Here is a 17,805-nt window from a genome sequence, read left to right as displayed (position 1 = left end):
CGCTTTTTCCTTCCAAAAAATAATAGAGAGAGGTGAAGGGAATGGTTAAACATAATGTACATGCATCGGTGAAAGATGAAAAATTAGTTGCGTTAAGACGTGAACAAATGATTAAAGGTGCGGTGCAACTGTTTAAACAAAAAGGATTTCCGCGTACAACAACGAGAGAAATTGCAAAAGCGGCTGGATTTAGTATAGGGACACTTTATGAGTACATTCGTACAAAAGACGATGTTTTATATTTAGTTTGTGATAGTATATATGAACATGTAAAAGAACGATTAGAGGAAGTAGTGTGTACAGAAAAAGGGAGTGTAGAAAGTTTAAAGATAGCAATAACGAATTACTTTAAAGTGATGGACGAATTGCAGGAAGAAGTATTGATAATGTATCAAGAGGTACGCTTTTTACCGAAAGAATCACTTCCGTATGTATTAGAAAAGGAGTTTCAAATGGTAGGAATGTTCGAGGATATTTTAGAACAGTGTACGGAAAATGGAACATTTACATTAAATAAAAAAGAAATACAGCTTCTTGCCCATAATATTTTTATACAAGGGCAGATGTGGGGATTTAGACGCTGGGCGTTGCAAAAACTGTATACGCTCGAAGAATATACAGAAATGCAAATTAGGTATGTATTGCAAGGGGCCCATATGCTCCCGAAATAAGGAACAGACAAATTATAATTTTACTACCCTATAAAAGTTTCCCGTTTTTTTTGTAGCATATTTGTGCGACTTTTGTTTATAATGAATAGTATGGATTTTTTTAAGCAGGCCGTTATATATAAGGTTATATTTGATGAAAGGAAGTGCCGCATAAGTGGATTTTAAGCAATATTCACCAGAAGAGCTAAAAGAATGTTCAATGATTGAAGTTGTACATAGCGTTTTAGGGGATAAAAAACAAGCAACGACATTCAACGAGTTGGTTCAAGAAATCGCTCAAGTGCTGGGACTATCTCAAGAGCAAGTTAATGCGAAAATCGCACAATTTTATACAGACTTAAACATCGATGGACGTTTCATTAATTTAGGAGAAAATCGTTGGGGACTACGCAGCTGGTACCCATACGAGCAAATTGATGAAGAAATCTTGCCTCAACCAAAACCGAAGAAGAAACGTAAAGTTGAAGAAGACGGTTTTGACGACTACATTGAAGAAGATGAAGATGACTTCGACGATGCAGACGTAAGTGAAGATGAAGACGATGTAGAAGATTTGGACAAGGTTCTTGAAGAAGAAGACGGAGATGACGACGATCTTGATGATTTAGACGAAGATGACGACGACTTCGCTGAAGAAGAACTTGAGTATGATGAAACTGAAGAAGAAGAAGAGGAAGAACTGTAGTTCTTGACTTTTCATTATCGTCCATGTAGAATCATTTTTGGGCTCTTTAAAAAAGGACGATAATACTTTTAAAGTGTAAATATAAAAGAAAATTGCTCCCTACTTATTACTTTTTGTGATGAGGGGAGCAATTTTCTTTTTTGTTTTTTGTTTAGAAAATAAAAAGAGTCTAACAATAAGATGGATACAGTGTTATCTACATACGTTGCGCTTTGCAACGGTGATTATATAACAGCAAAATAGAAGGGAGCTTTTTCATGACTAAGTATATTTTTGTAACAGGCGGTGTAGTATCGTCTTTAGGAAAAGGTATTACAGCAGCATCTCTTGGAAGACTTTTAAAAAATCGTGGTTTAAACGTAACGATTCAAAAGTTTGATCCATACATTAACGTAGACCCAGGGACTATGAGCCCATATCAACACGGTGAGGTATTCGTAACAGATGATGGCGCAGAAACTGACTTAGACCTTGGTCACTATGAGCGTTTTATCGACATTAACTTAAACAAATACAGCAACGTAACAACAGGTAAAATTTACTCTTCAGTTCTTCAAAAAGAGCGTCGCGGTGAATATTTAGGAGGAACAGTTCAAGTTATTCCTCACATTACTAACGAAATTAAAGAACGCGTATATCGTTCTGGTCGTGAAACAAATGCGGATGTTGTTATTACAGAAATCGGTGGGACTGTTGGTGACATCGAATCTCTACCATTCTTAGAAGCAATCCGTCAAATTAAGAGCGACATCGGTCGTGACAATGTAATGTACATTCACTGTACGTTAATCCCGTACTTAAAAGCAGCGGGTGAAATGAAGACAAAACCAACACAACATAGTGTTAAAGAACTTCGTAGCTTAGGTATTCAACCAAACATTATCGTTGTTCGTACAGAAATGCCTGTTTCTCAAGATATGAAAGACAAGCTTGCATTGTTCTGTGACATCGATACAAAAGCAGTTATCGAAGCTCGCGATGCAGATACTTTATATGCGGTTCCATTATCTCTTCAAGAACAAAACATGGACCAAATCGTTTGTGACCACTTAAAATTAGACAATCCAGCTGCAGATATGACAGAGTGGACTGCTCTAGTTAACAAAGTGCGTAATCTTTCTAAGAAAACAAAAATCGCTCTTGTTGGTAAATATGTAGAACTTCAAGATGCTTATATTTCTGTTGTAGAAGCACTTCGTCATGCTGGTTACTCATTCGACACAGATGTAGAAGTGAAATGGGTAAATGCTGAGCACGTAACAGCAGAAAACGTAAAAGAATTAGTTGGCGATACAGATGGTATCCTTGTACCAGGTGGCTTCGGTGATCGTGGTGTAGAAGGTAAAATCGTTGCGATTCAATATGCTCGTGAAAACAAAGTTCCATTCTTAGGAATTTGCTTAGGTATGCAACTTGCATCAATCGAATTCGCGCGTAATGTATTAGGTTTAGAAGGTGCTAACTCTTCTGAAATCAACCCTGACACACCATATGCAATCATCGACTTATTACCAGAACAAAAAGATGTAGAGGACCTAGGTGGTACACTTCGTCTTGGTCTATACCCATGTAAGCTTGCTGAAGAAACAAATGCTTACAATGCTTATAATGAGCCGGTTGTATATGAGCGTCATCGTCATCGTTATGAGTTCAACAACCAGTTCCGTCCGGATATGGAAAAAGAAGGATTTGTATTCTCTGGTACAAGCCCAGACGGCCGTCTAGTTGAAATCATTGAATTAAAAGACCACCCTTGGTTCGTGGCAGCACAGTTCCATCCAGAACTTGTTTCTCGTCCAAACCGTCCACAACCATTGTTCCATGACTTCGTAAGAGCTTCTATTACGAATAAAGAGAGCAAGTAATAAAAAAAGCGCCTGAAATAAGGCGCTTTTTTTTAATATTCGTTTAACATTTCATCGATTGTAAATTTGATTCCGTGATAAGCAAATAAAGCTACTATTAAACTTGGGAATCCGTAGCGATTACCTTCATCGTCTGGAATAAGACCTTTTAACAGTTTTATATCAATATGTACGTCTGTATATCGTTCGAGTGATTCCGTACCTTCTTGAAGAGCAGAAATGCCGACAATAGAGTGTCCCTCTTCTTGTAGTTTTTTTGCAATTTCTACAACCGCTTCATCTGTTGAAAAACGGCTAATAAGAAGTACACGATCCGCAGAGGTTACTTCTGCTTCTTTACCATTTTCAAATAAGCGTTTTGCTTGCTTCATTGGTTCAGCACCGAATAGTGCTTCGGCAATAACGCCCTCCATCTCATTTGTACCATATAAATAAATGAAACCATCGCCAACTAGTGCTTGAGCAAGTAAACGAGCGCTATCTTCTATATTCATTTCTTCTTTTTGAGAAACTCTGGAGAAATAACCACTTAATTGAGTTGAAAAAATTTTTAACATAATGTTACTCCCTTCGTACGTGTTTGCCGGCTTTCATTATAGTTTATTTTTTTAGAAAGGTGAAATCGTAGGGTAGCATAACAAAATAGGAAACGGTAAAATAAGAAAGAATAGGAAGGAATTTGCCAAAGAATAGCGAAAATAAATCGTTAAGATATAAGAAGCTTTAAATCTTGTACTTACACAGAAAGGTTGGGAATTATGGAAGGTAAAATTTTAATCGTTGATGATCAATATGGGATTCGTGTGTTATTACATGAAGTGTTCCAAAAAGAAGGTTATCAGACATTCCAAGCAGCAAATGGATTTCAAGCTTTAGATATCGTGAAAAAAGATAATCCAGATTTAGTAGTGTTAGATATGAAAATTCCAGGCATGGATGGTATAGAGATTTTAAAGCATGTAAAAGAAATTGATGAGAGTATTAAAGTAATTTTAATGACTGCTTATGGAGAGCTTGATATGATCCAAGAAGCAAAAGATTTAGGAGCTTTAATGCATTTTGCTAAACCATTTGATATTGATGAAATTCGTCAAGCTGTGAGAAATGAGCTCGCTGTAGAGGCATAAAAATGAATTTTTTATAAAAAATATGGAAAAAAGCGTTTACATGGACTATTGTGCAGGTGAATACGGTTGAGTTTTTGAGTACAAGTTGTTATCCTATTGAGTGTAGAAAAAAGTCCGGTATGTAGATATACATATTTTACCTTATTCTGGTCATACTACCAGCGATAAGAACTTATCGGATACAAAAAACGTTTTTTAGGAGGATTCACCATGCCTTTAGTTTCTATGAAAGAAATGCTAAACAAAGCACTAGAAGGAAAATACGCAGTTGGTCAATTCAACATGAACAACTTAGAGTGGACTCAAGCTATCTTAGCTGCTGCGGAAGAAGAAAAATCTCCTGTAATCCTAGGTGTATCTGAGGGTGCAGCTCGTCATATGACTGGTTTCAAAACAGTTGTAGCTATGGTTAAAGCTTTAATCGAAGAAATGAACATCACTGTTCCTGTAGCGATTCACCTTGACCATGGTTCAAGCTTCGAAAAATGTAAAGAAGCAATCGATGCAGGTTTCACATCTGTAATGATTGACGCTTCTCACCACCCATTCGAAGAAAACGTTGAAACTACTAAACAAGTAGTAGAATACGCACACGCTCGTAACGTATCTGTTGAAGCTGAGCTTGGAACAGTTGGCGGACAAGAAGACGACGTAATCGCTGAAGGCGTAATTTACGCTGACCCAGCAGAGTGTAAGCACCTTGTTGAAGCAACAGGTATCGATTGCCTAGCTCCAGCTTTAGGTTCTGTACACGGTCCTTACAAAGGTGAGCCTAACTTAGGATTCGCTGAAATGGAACAAGTTCGTGACTTCACTGGCGTACCTTTAGTATTACATGGTGGTACTGGTATCCCAACTGCTGATATCGAAAAAGCTATCTCTTTAGGTACTTCAAAAATCAACGTAAACACTGAGAACCAAATCGAGTTTACAAAAGCTGTTCGTGAAGTATTAAACAAAGACCAAGAAGTTTACGATCCTCGTAAATTTATCGGACCTGGCCGCGACGCTATCAAAGCAACTGTTATTGGTAAAATTCGCGAATTCGGTTCTAACGGTAAAGCGTAAGAATAAAATTCCGTTTTGGAAACCGTCTAGTCTTTTAGACGGTTTCCTTTCGTTGTATAATGAAAGCGTGAACAAGTCTAAAGATTTTATCATTTTTGGTTTTTAAATAGAAAATAATGTGCATAGTCCTATTAATAAATGTGATAACGTATCTAAATTGATAAAGTGAATTCGATGAATAGTTGATCTTTATCTATTCGTGCTATAGGAGAAATGAAGATAATGGTTTCCTATTTATTGAGTTTTGGGATGGAAAGAGTAATTGAGATTCTTAAGGGGAGCTTTCTATAAAAAGATAGAAAGTAAATACATTCACAAGAAGGGAGCTCAATATGGAAAAATTGCTAATTGAAGGCGGAAGAGCTTTAAATGGAACAATTCGAGTAAGTGGTGCAAAGAACAGTGCCGTTGCATTAATTCCAGCGACAATTTTAGCAGATACTCCAGTAACTATTGGTGGTGTCCCTAATATTTCGGACGTGAAAATGTTAGGAGACTTACTAGAGGAAATTGGAGGGAAAGTAACTTATGGACAGGAGGAGGAGATGGTAGTCGATCCTTCTAACATGGTTGCAATGCCTTTGCCAAATGGAAAAGTGAAAAAATTGCGCGCTTCTTATTATTTAATGGGTGCGATGCTTGGCCGTTTTAAAAAAGCTGTTATTGGGCTTCCGGGTGGATGTCATTTAGGACCGAGGCCGATTGATCAGCATATTAAAGGGTTTGAAGCGCTAGGTGCACATGTTACGAATGAACAAGGTGCCATCTATTTAAGAGCAGATGAGCTACGTGGGGCACGTATTTATTTAGATGTTGTTAGTGTAGGAGCTACGATTAATATTATGCTAGCAGCTGTACGAGCGAAAGGTAGAACTGTTATTGAAAATGCAGCGAAAGAGCCCGAGATCATTGATGTAGCTACATTGTTAACAAGCATGGGAGCACGTATTAAAGGTGCTGGTACAGATGTAATCCGAATAGATGGTGTGGACTCTTTACATGGTTGTCACCATACTATCATCCCAGATCGTATTGAAGCTGGTACGTATATGATTCTAGGAGCTGCATCAGGAGGAGAAGTAACGGTTGATAATGTTATTCCTCAGCATTTAGAATCAGTTACTGCAAAGCTAAGAGAAGCTGGTGTTCAAGTTGAAACGAACGATGATCAAATTACGGTGAACGGTAATGGAAAGCTAAAAGTAGTTGATATCAAAACGCTTGTATATCCAGGTTTTCCAACGGATTTACAACAGCCGTTTACGACGCTTTTAACAAAGGCGCACGGGACGGGAGTTGTAACAGATACAATTTACGGTGCCCGTTTCAAGCACATTGATGAATTACGTCGTATGAATGCTCAAATTAAAGTAGAGGGTCGTTCGGCAATTGTAACTGGTCCTGTGTTACTGCAAGGTGCAAAAGTGAAGGCGAGTGATTTACGAGCGGGAGCGGCACTTGTTATTGCAGGGTTAATGGCAGATGGAATTACAGAAGTAACAGGACTTGAGCATATTGATCGAGGTTATGAGAATATAGTGGACAAGCTTAAAGGGCTTGGAGCAAACATTTGGCGAGAACAAATGACAAAGCAAGAAATTGAAGAGATGAAGAACGCATAAGTGATACTTCCGCAAGGGGGAAGCGAAGCATCACTACTTGCGGAAGTACACTTTATAGAAAAACACGGTTCACAAAATACGGCAGAAATATAAAGGCTTAAAGGAGAGGGATTATCGTGGAAAGAAGTTTATCTATGGAGTTAGTACGTGTAACAGAGGCTGCAGCTTTATCATCAGCGCGTTGGATGGGGCGCGGGAAAAAGGATGAAGCAGATGGTGCAGCAACATCAGCTATGCGTGATGTATTTGATACAATTCCGATGAAAGGTACAGTTGTAATTGGTGAAGGTGAGATGGATGAAGCACCAATGCTATATATCGGAGAGAAATTAGGTACAGGATATGGACCACGTGTAGACGTTGCGGTTGATCCTTTAGAAGGGACAAACATCGTAGCAGCTGGTGGCTGGAATGCTCTTGCTGTTATTGCAATTGCAGACCACGGTAATTTGTTACATGCCCCTGACATGTACATGGATAAAATCGCGGTTGGCCCAGAAGCAGTCGGGGCGGTCGACATTGATGCGCCTATTATTGATAACTTACGTGCAGTTGCGAAAGCAAAAAATAAAGATATTGAAGATGTTGTAGCGACAGTTTTAAATCGTCCACGTCATCAAGAAATTATCGAAGAAATTCGTAAAGCTGGTGCTCGCATTAAATTAATTAATGATGGAGATGTAGCTGGAGCAATTAATACAGCATTTGATCGTACAGGTGTAGATATTTTATTTGGATCTGGTGGAGCACCTGAAGGTGTATTAGCAGCAGTTGCTTTAAAATGTTTAGGTGGAGAAATTCACGGAAAACTATTGCCACAAAACGAAGCTGAATTAGCACGTTGTAAAAAAATGGGCATAGAAGACATTAATCGTATCCTTCGTATGGAGGACTTAGTAAAAGGTGACGATGCAATCTTTGCAGCAACAGGCGTAACAGATGGAGAACTATTACGCGGTGTTCAATTTAAAGGTAGCGTAGGCACAACGCAATCCCTTGTTATGCGCGCAAAATCAGGCACAGTTCGCTTCGTAGATGGCCGTCATAGCTTAAATAAAAAACCGAACTTGGTTATTAAGTAAAAGGTGGAAGCGGCTCGCTCAGAATCGCAGGACATTGGAACTCTCGACCTTGAAGCGCTCTTTGCTTCGAGTGAGAGAGTGAAATGACCGGGATTCTAGCCGCTGGAACTGGATTTAAGTAAAAAGCGGAGGTGGCTTGCTCAGAAGGGGAAGGCATTGGAACTCCTGACGAAGAGGCGTTTTGTGCCTCGCAGGAAGGGGTGAAATGACTGACCCTTCTAGCCACCGGAGCTGGATTAAATAAAAAGCGTAAGCAGCTCGTTCAGAATGGGAGGGGGATGGAGCTTCTGACGTAGAGGCGCTTTTTGCCTCGTAGGAAGAAGTGAAGCCACCGACCATTCTAGCTGCTGAAGCTGGATTAAGTAAAAAGCGTAAGCGGCTCGTTCAGAAAGGTTAAAATGGCCGATCTTTTTAACTATCGGAGCTGGAACTAAATTAAATAAGAAGCGAAGACAAATTTTCTTGTCTTCGCTTCTTGTATTTGTGTTCCAACGTATTGATTAAAACTAGATAAAAGGGTTACAATAGTGAATATTACCCTACTTGAACTTATTGCCTTTCATTATTAATTATTTGCCTTCCGTATTTTTTCCCTTTACCCATGAAAAAAGAGAATAACGTTAAAGTGTGGTGTCTGAATGAATTTGTCAATTGCAGCATTAGAAAACATGAAATTAAAAGAGTTATACGAGCTTGCGAAAGAATTTAAGATTTCGTATTATAGCAAGTTAACGAAAAAAGAGTTAATTTTTTCTATTTTGAAAGCTCGAGCAGAAAAAGAAGGTTTCTTTTTCATGGAAGGTGTATTAGAAATTATTCAATCAGAAGGATTTGGATTCCTACGTCCTATCAACTATTCTCCAAGCTCAGAAGATATTTATATCTCAGCTTCGCAAATTCGTCGTTTCGATTTACGTAATGGAGACAAGGTTTCTGGTAAAGTACGACCTCCGAAAGAAAATGAACGCTATTTTGGGTTATTACAAGTTGAAGCTGTAAATGGAGATGATCCAGATTCAGCAAAAGAGCGTGTGCATTTCCCTGCATTAACACCATTATACCCAGATCGCCAAATGAAATTGGAAACGGAACCGAAAAAGTTACCGACACGCATCATGGATTTAATCGCACCAGTTGGATTTGGACAACGTGGTTTAATTGTTGCGCCTCCAAAGGCTGGTAAAACAAGTCTATTAAAAGAAATCGCGCACAGTGTTACAACAAATCATCCGGAAGCAGAATTAATTGTACTTTTAATTGATGAGCGTCCAGAGGAAGTAACAGACATTGAACGTTCTGTTAAAGGAGATGTTGTAAGTTCTACTTTTGATGAAGTACCAGAAAATCATATTAAAGTAGCTGAGCTTGTGTTAGAACGTGCGATGCGTCTTGTAGAGCACAAGAAAGATGTTATCATTTTAATGGATAGTATTACCCGTTTAGCTCGAGCTTACAACCTCGTTATTCCACCAAGTGGTAGAACATTATCAGGCGGTATCGATCCAGCTGCCTTCCATAGACCGAAGCGTTTCTTTGGAGCTGCGCGTAATATTGAAGAAGGCGGTAGCTTAACAATTTTAGCAACAGCCCTTGTTGATACAGGATCCCGTATGGACGATGTTATTTACGAGGAATTTAAAGGAACTGGAAATATGGAACTTCACTTAGATCGTTCATTAGCTGAACGTCGTATCTTCCCGGCGATTGATATTCGTCGTTCTGGTACACGTAAAGAAGATCTATTAATTCCAAAAGAACATTTAGACAAGTTATGGGGCATTCGTAAAACAATGCGTGATACACCAGACTTCGTTGAAAGTTTCTTACGTAAGCTTCGTCAAACGAAGACAAATGAAGAGTTTTTACAAAACATTGTTGCAGACTCGAAAAGGTATGTAACAACTAAGTAAAGGGAAAAAATCAGGACTCGCTTATTTTATAGTAAGCGAGTTTTTTATGCTGTTTAGGTGATATTAAAGAGGGAAATAAGTGGAAGAACTTGAGTTAGTCAGAGCTGGATGAGCCGCTTCAGCAGTTAAAATTTTTAGTCATTTCGCTCTCTTGCATGAAGCAAAAAGCGCTTCAAGGTCGAGAGTTTAAAGTGCCCTGCGATTCTGAACAAGCCGCTTCTGCTTTTAAAATGTATCCAGTTCCGACGGCTAGCTCTTCGTGTCTAAGAACCTCCCGCATTAAAGGTAAAAAGCACCTTTTATGCGAGAGAACCTTAGCCAGTCAGAGCTGAACAAGCCGTCTCCACTTTTAAGTTAATATCCAGCTCCAGCGGCTAGAATCTCCGGTCATTTCACTCTCTCGCTCGAAGCAAAGAGCGCTTCAAGGTCGAGAGTTTAAAGTGCCCTGCGATTCTGAACGAGCCGTCTCCACTTTAAGATAATATCCAGTTCCGGTGGCTAGCTCTTCGCATCTAAGAACCTTCCGCCCGAAAGGTAAAAAGCACCTTTAGGCGAAAGAACCTTAGCTGGTCAGAGCTGAGCGAGCCACCTCCACTTTCAATTTAATATCCAGCTCCAGCGGCTAGAATGGTCGGTGGCTTCGCGTCTTCCTACGAGGCAAAAAGCGCCTCTACGTCAGAAGCTCCATCCCCCTCCCATTCTGAACGAGCCGCTTGCGCTTTTAAAATTAAAAAGACAAAAACAGGTAGTTGCAAAATGAAGTTAGCCTTGTTATAATTTCATCATATGTGTTTCATCAATATAGTTGTGTATGCAGCTGAAGATGAAAAACTCTGTTTCGAAAATGATTCAGGGCGGAAGGAGATGAAAAGAATGAAAGCAGGAATTCACCCAGATTACAAGAAAGTTGTATTCATGGACACAAACACAGGCTTCAAATTCTTAAGCGGATCTACTAAAGGATCTAACGAAACTGTTGAGTGGGAAGATGGTAACACTTATCCATTACTAAAAGTTGAGATCAGTTCTGATTCTCACCCATTCTACACTGGACGTCAGAAGTTTGCTACTGCAGACGGACGCGTTGACCGCTTCAATAAGAAATACGGTCTTAAGTAATAAAAACATAAAACAGGCAAGTGTATGTATTCGCTTGTCTGTTTTTTTTGCGAAAATATTATACCTTTACCCTACTTTTAACTGAAAAGTAGATGAAAGGAGAGCTTCATGTACTTAATAAATCAAAATGGCTGGATTGAAGTGATTTGCGGTAGTATGTTTTCTGGCAAGTCAGAAGAGCTAATCCGCCGTGTGCGCCGTACGCAATTTGCAAAACAACATGCAATTGTATTTAAACCATGTATTGATAATCGATATAGTGAAGAAGATGTTGTATCACATAACGGATTAAAGGTAAAAGCAGTTCCTGTTTCAGCTTCAAAGGATATATTTGAACATATTACAGAAGAGCTGGATGTTATTGCAATCGATGAGGTGCAATTTTTTGATGGGGACATTGTGGAAGTGGTGCAAGTATTGGCAAATCGTGGCTATCGTGTCATTGTAGCTGGTTTAGACCAAGATTTCCGTGGTCTACCATTTGGACAAGTTCCTCAGCTGATGGCGATTGCTGAACATGTGACAAAACTACAAGCAGTATGTTCTGTATGTGGATCTCCAGCAAGTCGTACACAACGATTAATTGATGGAGAACCAGCGGCATTTGATGATCCAATTATTTTAGTTGGAGCTTCAGAATCGTATGAACCACGTTGTCGTCATTGTCATGCAGTACCTGCAAACAAAGATAAGTAAAACTCGCTGCGCAAGGCGGGTTTTTTTCAAAATAGAGAGAATGAGCGGTGTGAGCCGCTTGCGCTTTTAAATATAATTTGCGTTTTTTTGAGTAAGTACCATATACTATTTGTATTAGATACTAGGATGTAGAGGTGAATGATGTGTTAGATCGTTTGCAAGCTGTAGAAAATCGTTATGAGAAGTTAAATGAATTGTTAAGTGATCCAGCGATTATTAGTGATTCAAATAAGCTTCGTGAATATTCAAAGGAACAGTCTGATATACAGGAAACGGTAGAGGTGTATCGTGAGTATAAGGATGTTCGTGAGCAATTAAAAGATGCGAAAGCAATGTTAGAAGATAAGTTAGACGCAGAAATGCGTGAAATGGTAAAAGAAGAAGTTTCTGAGTTAGAATCACAAGATAAAACATTATCAGAGCGTCTGAAAATTTTACTTGTTCCAAAAGACCCTAATGATGATAAGAACGTTATCGTTGAGGTTCGTGGAGCTGCTGGTGGAGACGAGGCAGCTTTATTTGCTGGTGACTTATACCGTATGTATAGCCGTTACGCTGAGGTACAGGGCTGGAAAACGGAGATTATTGAGGCTAGCTATACAGAGTTAGGTGGATATAAAGAGATTATCTTTATGATTAATGGTAAAGGTGCTTTCGCGAAGCTGAAATTCGAGAATGGTGCTCACCGTGTACAACGTGTTCCTGAAACGGAATCTGGTGGACGTATTCATACATCTACAGCAACTGTAGCTGTATTACCAGAGGCAGAAGAAGTAGAAATTGATATTCATGAGAAAGATGTTCGTGTTGATACATTCGCTTCTAGTGGACCTGGTGGACAGAGCGTTAATACAACGATGTCAGCGGTGCGTTTAACGCATTTACCGACTGGTGTAGTTGTATCTTGTCAGGATGAGAAATCACAGATCAAGAATAAAGAAAAAGCGATGAAAGTATTACGCGCACGTGTTTATGATAAGTTTAGACAAGAAGCGCAAGCTGAGTATGATCAAAACCGTAAACAAGCTGTTGGTACGGGAGATCGTTCAGAGCGTATTCGTACGTATAACTTCCCGCAAAACCGTGTTACAGACCATCGAATCGGTTTAACGATTCAAAAGCTAGATCAAATCTTACAAGGTAAGTTAGATGATTTCATCAATGCCTTAGTGATGGAAGATCAGGCTCAAAAGATGGAGGCAGCTGAGTAATGCGTGTCTATGAAGCCCTGAAATGGGCTTCTTCTTTTTTACAGGAAAATGGACGAGATGAAAATGCGGGAGAAATTGTCCTTTGTCATGTATTAAAGGTGAACAGAACAGGATTACTTATGAATATGCGTGAAGAAATAACTGAGGATCAAGAGAAAAGCTTTACGGAGTTTATCCACAAGCATGTAGAAGGTATTCCTATTCAATATATGATTGGTTATGAAATGTTTTATGGACGGTCTTTCTTTGTGAATGAAGAAGTATTAATACCAAGACCGGAAACAGAAGAGCTTATAGTGGGAGTATTAGAAAGAATCGAGCGCCATTTTGGTGATGAGAAACTACATGTAGCAGATATAGGTACAGGTAGTGGAGCGATTTCTATTACGCTTGCTTTAGAAAATGAAAATCTTCATGTTTATACAGTAGATATTGCACAAGAGTCGATTGAAGTTGCAAAAGAAAATGCAAAAGCTTTAGGTGCAGAAGTAACGTTCTATCACGGTGATTTATTGTCACCATTTCATAAAACGGGTCAAAAGCTAGATGTTGTTGTTTCAAATCCTCCATATATACCGGAAGAGGATTGGCGTGGTCTTTCTCCTGTTGTGAAAGAGCATGAGCCGAAGAGAGCACTTGTTGGTGGTGAAGACGGATTAGATTTCTATCGCCGTTTTATGGAAGAATTGCCGAATGTGTTGCAGAAGAAAGCGATTGTGGCGTTTGAAATTGGAGTAGGACAAGGTGAGGATGTAAAAAGATTGTTACAACAAGCTTTTCCACATGCTCATGTTGAGGTTGTTTTCGATATTAACGGAAAAGATCGTATGGTATTTGCAGAGATGGAGTAAGGTTCACACCTTACTCTATTTTTTTGTGGAAAAATTCATATAGATTTTGAATTTAATAGTTTAGAAAGATGAAAGTCTGTCCACACTGTTTGTAGAAGGGACGGTGGAGGAAATGAAAAAACAAGTTATTGCTTATCTTCTTATACTATTAATTGGTGCACAGTTACTTGTGCAGTTTGGATATATGAAAGCTGATGCGAAAGGGCCTTCAGTTATTCCGAAAGAGGCCGTTCGATTACGAATTTTAGCAAATAGTGATTCAGATAAAGACCAGGCATTGAAACGTAAAGTGCGTGATGAAGTAAAAGCACAAATTGATGGGTGGGTAGCGGATTTAACTTCATTTGAAGAGGCACGCAAAGTAATTCAAAGTCATATTCCAGAAATCGAGAAAACGGTGGAAAATACGTTAAAAAGAGAAGGAAGTAAAGATTCATTTCAAGTGAAATTTAGTAAGAATGTAAAGTTTCCTACAAAGGTATACGGGAATTTTATTTATCCAGCAGGAGAATATGAAGCAGTATTAATCACAATTGGAGAAGGTGAAGGGGCGAACTGGTGGTGTGTATTATTTCCACCAATGTGTTTCTTAGATTTTTCGAGCGGGACAGCTGTAAGAAAAGAAGGGCACGTTGTGAAGGCGGAATCTCCTGAAGAGGAGCAGGTGAAACAACTAGATGAGGAAGTAATAGATAAAGAAGAGAAGAAAGTAGATAAGGTAAAAGAAACGAAAGCTGTAAAGCAGGAAGTAGTAAAAAAAGTAACAGCTTCTGAAAAGAAAGTAGTAAAAAATGAAACAAAAGTCGAAGAGCAGCCTGTAAGTAAAGAAGAAATGAAAACTGTGGAAAAAGTGGAGAAACCTGTGGAGAAAAAACAAGAAAAGAAAAATGAGTATGTAAAAGTAGAAGAGGAAGAAGAAAAGCCAGAAGTTAAATTGTTTATTGTAGAAGCTTTTACATCTTTATTCTCTAAATAGTACTATTAATAAATCCCTCTTCATATATAAAAATGAGGAGGGATTTATTATGAAGAAAGTGTATTTTGCTACGAAAGCAGATGTGGAAAGATTACATTCTTTTTTCGGACAAGCTAATAAAAAAGATGATAAAATAAATGAGTTGTACGCACAATTTATGATTTTGGAAGAGGCGGAAGAAATACGAGCTGTAATTGGTTATGAACAAAGTGGGGAAGATGTGCTTATTCGTTCTTGTTTATTCACACCTCATGTGGATAAACAGACTTTCTTATATTTTTTTGAAATGTTTTTGCAGTATATGAAAGAAAAAAGTGTTCAACAATTGTACTTACTAACAAATCATCCACAATCTGTACCGATCTTTCAGTTCTTTGACTTTTTTACTATAGAAAAGGATGAGGTTTCAGAGGGAATTCAACAGCTAGAACATTTTTGTAAAAATATAAAAGAGCAGAATGCAATAATACTAAATTGTCAGCTATACACAAAGTTATCCACGGATTAATTAGGTTTATCCACATTTTGTGGATAAACCTTGTTTGTCTTTTGGATAAATCTCATAGTAAACTAAAAATAGACAAGTATTTAAGGGTAGAAAAGGACGTGGAAAAAAATGCATACAAATATGTGGGTTGTGGATAATGTTGTGGAAAGAAAAAAATATTATCCACAGTTACAAGAAGCAGCAAAATTATTAAGAGAAAATGAGGCGGTGGCTTTCCCTACGGAAACAGTATATGGGTTAGGTGCAAATGCGATGGATGATGAAGCAATCGCGAAAATTTTCGAAGCGAAAGGAAGACCGAGTGATAATCCACTCATTGTCCATATAGGTACAAAATCTCAGTTAGATGGGATTGTGAAAGAAATTCCACCAGTTGCAGAGAAGTTAATGGCGCATTTTTGGCCAGGACCATTAACAATTATTTTGCCGAGAAAAGAAGGGATTTCAGAGAAGGTGACGGCAGGACTTAATACGGTTGGAGTAAGAATGCCTGATCATCCAATTGCACTTGCTCTTATTGAAGAGGCGAATGTACCTGTTGCGGCACCAAGTGCGAATCGTTCAGGGCGTCCAAGTCCAACATTAGCTTCTCACGTATATGAAGATTTGAATGGGAAGATTGCAGGTATTGTTGATGGTGGTGCAACTGGAGTAGGCGTTGAATCAACTGTAATTGATTGTACAAGCGCGGTTCCAACAATATTACGTCCAGGTGGGATTACGAAAGAACAATTAGAAGCGATGATAGGTACGGTTTCTTTAGATCCAGCTTTAAAGGATGAGAAGGAAAAACCGAAATCACCTGGAATGAAATACACACATTATGCACCGAAAGCACCACTTAGTATTGTTGAGGGCTCACGTGAGTTTATTCAGCATCTTGTGGATGAGAAAAAGGAAGAAGGATTTAAAGTAGGCGTATTAACGACAGAAGAGTATCAGCATGTATATAGTGCAGATGTTATATTATCTTGTGGTGTTAGAAGTGACTTAGCTATTGTTGCGACTAAATTATATGATGTACTTAGAACATTTGATGCAAGTGAAGTGGATGTTATTTTTAGTGAGTCATTTCCTAATGAAGGAATAGGGAATGCAATTATGAATCGTTTAACAAAAGCGGCAGGACATCATATTATTATTGAATGATAAGGTAAGATTAGCAAACAGAATATTTCTCCTTGGATAAGCATATTGTGAAGTAGCACGTCCAAGGAGGGGCATGAATGACGTTTGAACAGCTAATACCTTTAATAATTATGGCGTTCGCCTTAGGGATGGATGCGTTCTCGGTGAGTCTTGGTATGGGGATGATGCCCCTAAAGTTAAGACAAATCCTGTATATTGGTATGACGATAGGGATATTTCATATTATTATGCCGTTTATAGGAATGGTACTAGGTCATTTTTTATCAGAGAAGTATGGAGATATCGCACATTTTGCGGGTGCTATTTTATTAATTGGACTAGGGTTTTATATCGTATATTCGACCATTTTACAAAATGAAGAGACTAGAACAGCCCCTATTGGAATTGGTTTATTCGTATTTGCATTTGGCGTCAGTATAGATAGCTTCTCAGTAGGACTTAGTCTTGGTATTTATGGGGCACAAACAATTATTACGATTTTACTTTTTGGATTTGTTAGCATGTTATTAGCGTGGATTGGTTTATTAATTGGGAGACATGCGAAAGATATGCTCGGTACATATGGTGAGATAGTAGGTGGTATCATTTTGATTGGGTTTGGATTATATATCCTTTTTCCTATATAATTTTATGTAGGAGGGAATTATGAACAAGTTATTGGAATGGTATGTTAAATTTTTAACCTTCTTTCCTCGATGGCTAAGAAGACTTATAATTTGGGGTATTATTTTGCAAATTTCGATGCTAGGTTGGATTAAGTTAATTCGTGAATGGTGAGATAGTTCCTTTCTGTGAATATTTTGTTTGTACTATATTTATTGCGCTAAAAATTACAGATATAGAAAGGATGAGATGAATGACGAGATTGAAGCAAGTTTTTGGTATTATTATTAGTTTTTTTGTTTTTTGGTTTAGTATGCTCGGTGTACAAATGTTTGCTGAGTTTTTAGATATTGAGTCATTGAAATTTGTTGCGGGAAAGACTGAGGCGGCGCGTGCTTTTTACTCTCCGTACCCGTTTTTAATTGTTTTTCTTATTACATTGCTTTCCCTATACTTCTTCGTAATTAAGCTAGGGAAGCCGAAAAAAGAGAAAATGCCTACTTTAGAGGAAAAGAAGGAAGAATTACAATGATAAAATCCCCTGCTAAAAAGCAGGGGATTTTATATTTGAGTGATGGGAGGAATCTAGCCGCCTTGCTTTTAAATATATCCAGCTTCAGCGGCTAGAATGGTCGGTGGCTTCGCGTCTTCCTGCGAGGCAA

19 protein-coding genes are annotated in these 17,805 nt (G+C 38.4%); 18 read left to right on the top strand and 1 reads right to left on the bottom strand.

Going from position 1 to position 17,805, the window contains the following annotated elements; all coding sequences use genetic code 11:
- Positions 1–41: 41 nt before the first annotated feature.
- The 3 genes from AXW78_RS25645 (at position 42) to pyrG (ending at position 3,221) form a co-directional block, all read left to right on the top strand.
- Positions 42–671, top strand: a complete 630-nt coding sequence (locus AXW78_RS25645; RefSeq protein WP_000238603.1) for a TetR/AcrR family transcriptional regulator — start codon at positions 42–44, stop codon at positions 669–671.
- 154 nt (positions 672–825) lie between these two features.
- On the top strand, positions 826–1,356 hold the full coding sequence (rpoE, locus tag AXW78_RS25640; protein ID WP_000346280.1) for a DNA-directed RNA polymerase subunit delta: 531 nt from the start codon (positions 826–828) through the stop codon (positions 1,354–1,356).
- A gap of 257 nt (positions 1,357–1,613) precedes the next feature.
- Entirely contained in the window at positions 1,614–3,221 is a 1,608-nt protein-coding gene (gene pyrG / locus AXW78_RS25635; RefSeq protein WP_000170460.1) for a CTP synthase, read from the top strand.
- Positions 3,222–3,253: 32 nt separating this feature from the next.
- On the opposite strand, the gene AXW78_RS25630 is transcribed toward pyrG, so the two are convergent.
- The gene (locus AXW78_RS25630) at positions 3,254–3,778 is read right to left on the bottom strand and encodes a DUF2529 domain-containing protein (protein ID WP_000912412.1); all 525 of its coding nucleotides are present in this window, start codon (positions 3,776–3,778) and stop codon (positions 3,254–3,256) included.
- 201 nt (positions 3,779–3,979) lie between these two features.
- Here AXW78_RS25630 and spo0F point away from each other — a divergent pair, with 201 nt between their 5' ends.
- The 15 genes from spo0F to AXW78_RS25560 all read left to right on the top strand — a co-directional run bounded on the left by spo0F (position 3,980) and on the right by AXW78_RS25560 (position 17,675).
- A complete protein-coding gene (spo0F, locus tag AXW78_RS25625; protein ID WP_000398594.1) occupies positions 3,980–4,348 on the top strand; it encodes a sporulation initiation phosphotransferase Spo0F in 369 nt (122 codons plus the stop codon).
- A gap of 210 nt (positions 4,349–4,558) precedes the next feature.
- Positions 4,559–5,416: a class II fructose-bisphosphate aldolase gene (locus AXW78_RS25620; protein ID WP_001131855.1), complete on the top strand. Its 858-nt coding sequence runs from the start codon at positions 4,559–4,561 to the stop codon at positions 5,414–5,416.
- A 332-nt stretch (positions 5,417–5,748) separates the two neighbouring features.
- Positions 5,749–7,038 carry a UDP-N-acetylglucosamine 1-carboxyvinyltransferase gene (gene murA / locus AXW78_RS25615; protein ID WP_061884792.1) on the top strand — a complete coding sequence of 430 codons (1,290 nt, stop codon included), beginning with the start codon at positions 5,749–5,751 and terminating at the stop codon, positions 7,036–7,038.
- Positions 7,039–7,154: 116 nt separating this feature from the next.
- Positions 7,155–8,120 carry a class II fructose-bisphosphatase gene (gene glpX, locus AXW78_RS25610; RefSeq protein ID WP_000442340.1) on the top strand — a complete coding sequence of 322 codons (966 nt, stop codon included), beginning with the start codon at positions 7,155–7,157 and terminating at the stop codon, positions 8,118–8,120.
- A gap of 638 nt (positions 8,121–8,758) precedes the next feature.
- The gene (rho, locus tag AXW78_RS25605) at positions 8,759–10,030 is read left to right on the top strand and encodes a transcription termination factor Rho (RefSeq protein ID WP_001053903.1); all 1,272 of its coding nucleotides are present in this window, start codon (positions 8,759–8,761) and stop codon (positions 10,028–10,030) included.
- A gap of 873 nt (positions 10,031–10,903) precedes the next feature.
- A complete protein-coding gene (locus tag AXW78_RS25600; RefSeq protein ID WP_000643433.1) occupies positions 10,904–11,149 on the top strand; it encodes a type B 50S ribosomal protein L31 in 246 nt (81 codons plus the stop codon).
- Positions 11,150–11,257: 108 nt separating this feature from the next.
- The gene (locus AXW78_RS25595; RefSeq protein WP_000280859.1) at positions 11,258–11,845 is read left to right on the top strand and encodes a thymidine kinase; all 588 of its coding nucleotides are present in this window, start codon (positions 11,258–11,260) and stop codon (positions 11,843–11,845) included.
- Positions 11,846–11,988: 143 nt separating this feature from the next.
- Complete coding sequence (gene prfA, locus AXW78_RS25590; RefSeq protein WP_000887064.1) at positions 11,989–13,056, top strand: peptide chain release factor 1; 1,068 nt, start codon at positions 11,989–11,991, stop codon at positions 13,054–13,056.
- Positions 13,056–13,907 (top strand): peptide chain release factor N(5)-glutamine methyltransferase, encoded by an 852-nt coding sequence (prmC, locus tag AXW78_RS25585; RefSeq protein WP_001267055.1) that lies wholly within the window; start codon positions 13,056–13,058, stop codon positions 13,905–13,907. Before prfA ends, prmC begins: the two co-directional genes overlap by 1 nt.
- 112 nt (positions 13,908–14,019) lie before the next feature.
- Entirely contained in the window at positions 14,020–14,883 is an 864-nt protein-coding gene (gene spoIIR, locus AXW78_RS25580) for a stage II sporulation protein R (RefSeq protein WP_061884866.1), read from the top strand.
- Positions 14,884–14,932: 49 nt separating this feature from the next.
- Positions 14,933–15,391: a hypothetical protein gene (locus tag AXW78_RS25575; RefSeq protein ID WP_000758439.1), complete on the top strand. Its 459-nt coding sequence runs from the start codon at positions 14,933–14,935 to the stop codon at positions 15,389–15,391.
- A gap of 108 nt (positions 15,392–15,499) precedes the next feature.
- Entirely contained in the window at positions 15,500–16,540 is a 1,041-nt protein-coding gene (locus tag AXW78_RS25570) for an L-threonylcarbamoyladenylate synthase (protein ID WP_061884791.1), read from the top strand.
- 77 nt (positions 16,541–16,617) lie between these two features.
- A complete protein-coding gene (locus tag AXW78_RS25565; RefSeq protein WP_000142472.1) occupies positions 16,618–17,166 on the top strand; it encodes a manganese efflux pump MntP in 549 nt (182 codons plus the stop codon).
- Between the two features lie 19 nt (positions 17,167–17,185).
- Positions 17,186–17,317, top strand: coding sequence for a hypothetical protein (locus tag AXW78_RS35310; protein WP_001037634.1), 132 nt, complete (start codon positions 17,186–17,188; stop codon positions 17,315–17,317).
- A 79-nt stretch (positions 17,318–17,396) separates the two neighbouring features.
- Positions 17,397–17,675, top strand: coding sequence for a DUF3935 domain-containing protein (locus AXW78_RS25560; RefSeq protein ID WP_000197472.1), 279 nt, complete (start codon positions 17,397–17,399; stop codon positions 17,673–17,675).
- Positions 17,676–17,805: the final 130 nt, after the last annotated feature.

It is taken from the genome of Bacillus thuringiensis (genome assembly GCF_001595725.1).
Classification (GTDB): domain Bacteria; phylum Bacillota; class Bacilli; order Bacillales; family Bacillaceae_G; genus Bacillus_A; species Bacillus_A thuringiensis_K.
Note: the sequence above shows the minus strand (reverse complement) of the source record. Positions and strands in the feature narration are given on the sequence as shown.

Coding starts and splice junctions, on each gene's coding strand:
- AXW78_RS25645 (WP_000238603.1), top strand. CDS start 42: ATGGTTAAACATAATGTACATGCATCGGTGAAAGATGAAAAATTAGTT.
- pyrG (WP_000170460.1), top strand. CDS start 1,614: ATGACTAAGTATATTTTTGTAACAGGCGGTGTAGTATCGTCTTTAGGA.
- AXW78_RS25630 (WP_000912412.1), bottom strand. CDS start 3,778: ATGTTAAAAATTTTTTCAACTCAATTAAGTGGTTATTTCTCCAGAGTT.
- spo0F (WP_000398594.1), top strand. CDS start 3,980: ATGGAAGGTAAAATTTTAATCGTTGATGATCAATATGGGATTCGTGTG.
- AXW78_RS25620 (WP_001131855.1), top strand. CDS start 4,559: ATGCCTTTAGTTTCTATGAAAGAAATGCTAAACAAAGCACTAGAAGGA.
- murA (WP_061884792.1), top strand. CDS start 5,749: ATGGAAAAATTGCTAATTGAAGGCGGAAGAGCTTTAAATGGAACAATT.
- rho (WP_001053903.1), top strand. CDS start 8,759: ATGAATTTGTCAATTGCAGCATTAGAAAACATGAAATTAAAAGAGTTA.
- AXW78_RS25600 (WP_000643433.1), top strand. CDS start 10,904: ATGAAAGCAGGAATTCACCCAGATTACAAGAAAGTTGTATTCATGGAC.
- AXW78_RS25595 (WP_000280859.1), top strand. CDS start 11,258: ATGTACTTAATAAATCAAAATGGCTGGATTGAAGTGATTTGCGGTAGT.
- prmC (WP_001267055.1), top strand. CDS start 13,056: ATGCGTGTCTATGAAGCCCTGAAATGGGCTTCTTCTTTTTTACAGGAA.
- spoIIR (WP_061884866.1), top strand. CDS start 14,020: ATGAAAAAACAAGTTATTGCTTATCTTCTTATACTATTAATTGGTGCA.
- AXW78_RS25575 (WP_000758439.1), top strand. CDS start 14,933: ATGAAGAAAGTGTATTTTGCTACGAAAGCAGATGTGGAAAGATTACAT.
- AXW78_RS25570 (WP_061884791.1), top strand. CDS start 15,500: ATGCATACAAATATGTGGGTTGTGGATAATGTTGTGGAAAGAAAAAAA.
- AXW78_RS25565 (WP_000142472.1), top strand. CDS start 16,618: ATGACGTTTGAACAGCTAATACCTTTAATAATTATGGCGTTCGCCTTA.
- AXW78_RS35310 (WP_001037634.1), top strand. CDS start 17,186: ATGAACAAGTTATTGGAATGGTATGTTAAATTTTTAACCTTCTTTCCT.
- AXW78_RS25560 (WP_000197472.1), top strand. CDS start 17,397: ATGACGAGATTGAAGCAAGTTTTTGGTATTATTATTAGTTTTTTTGTT.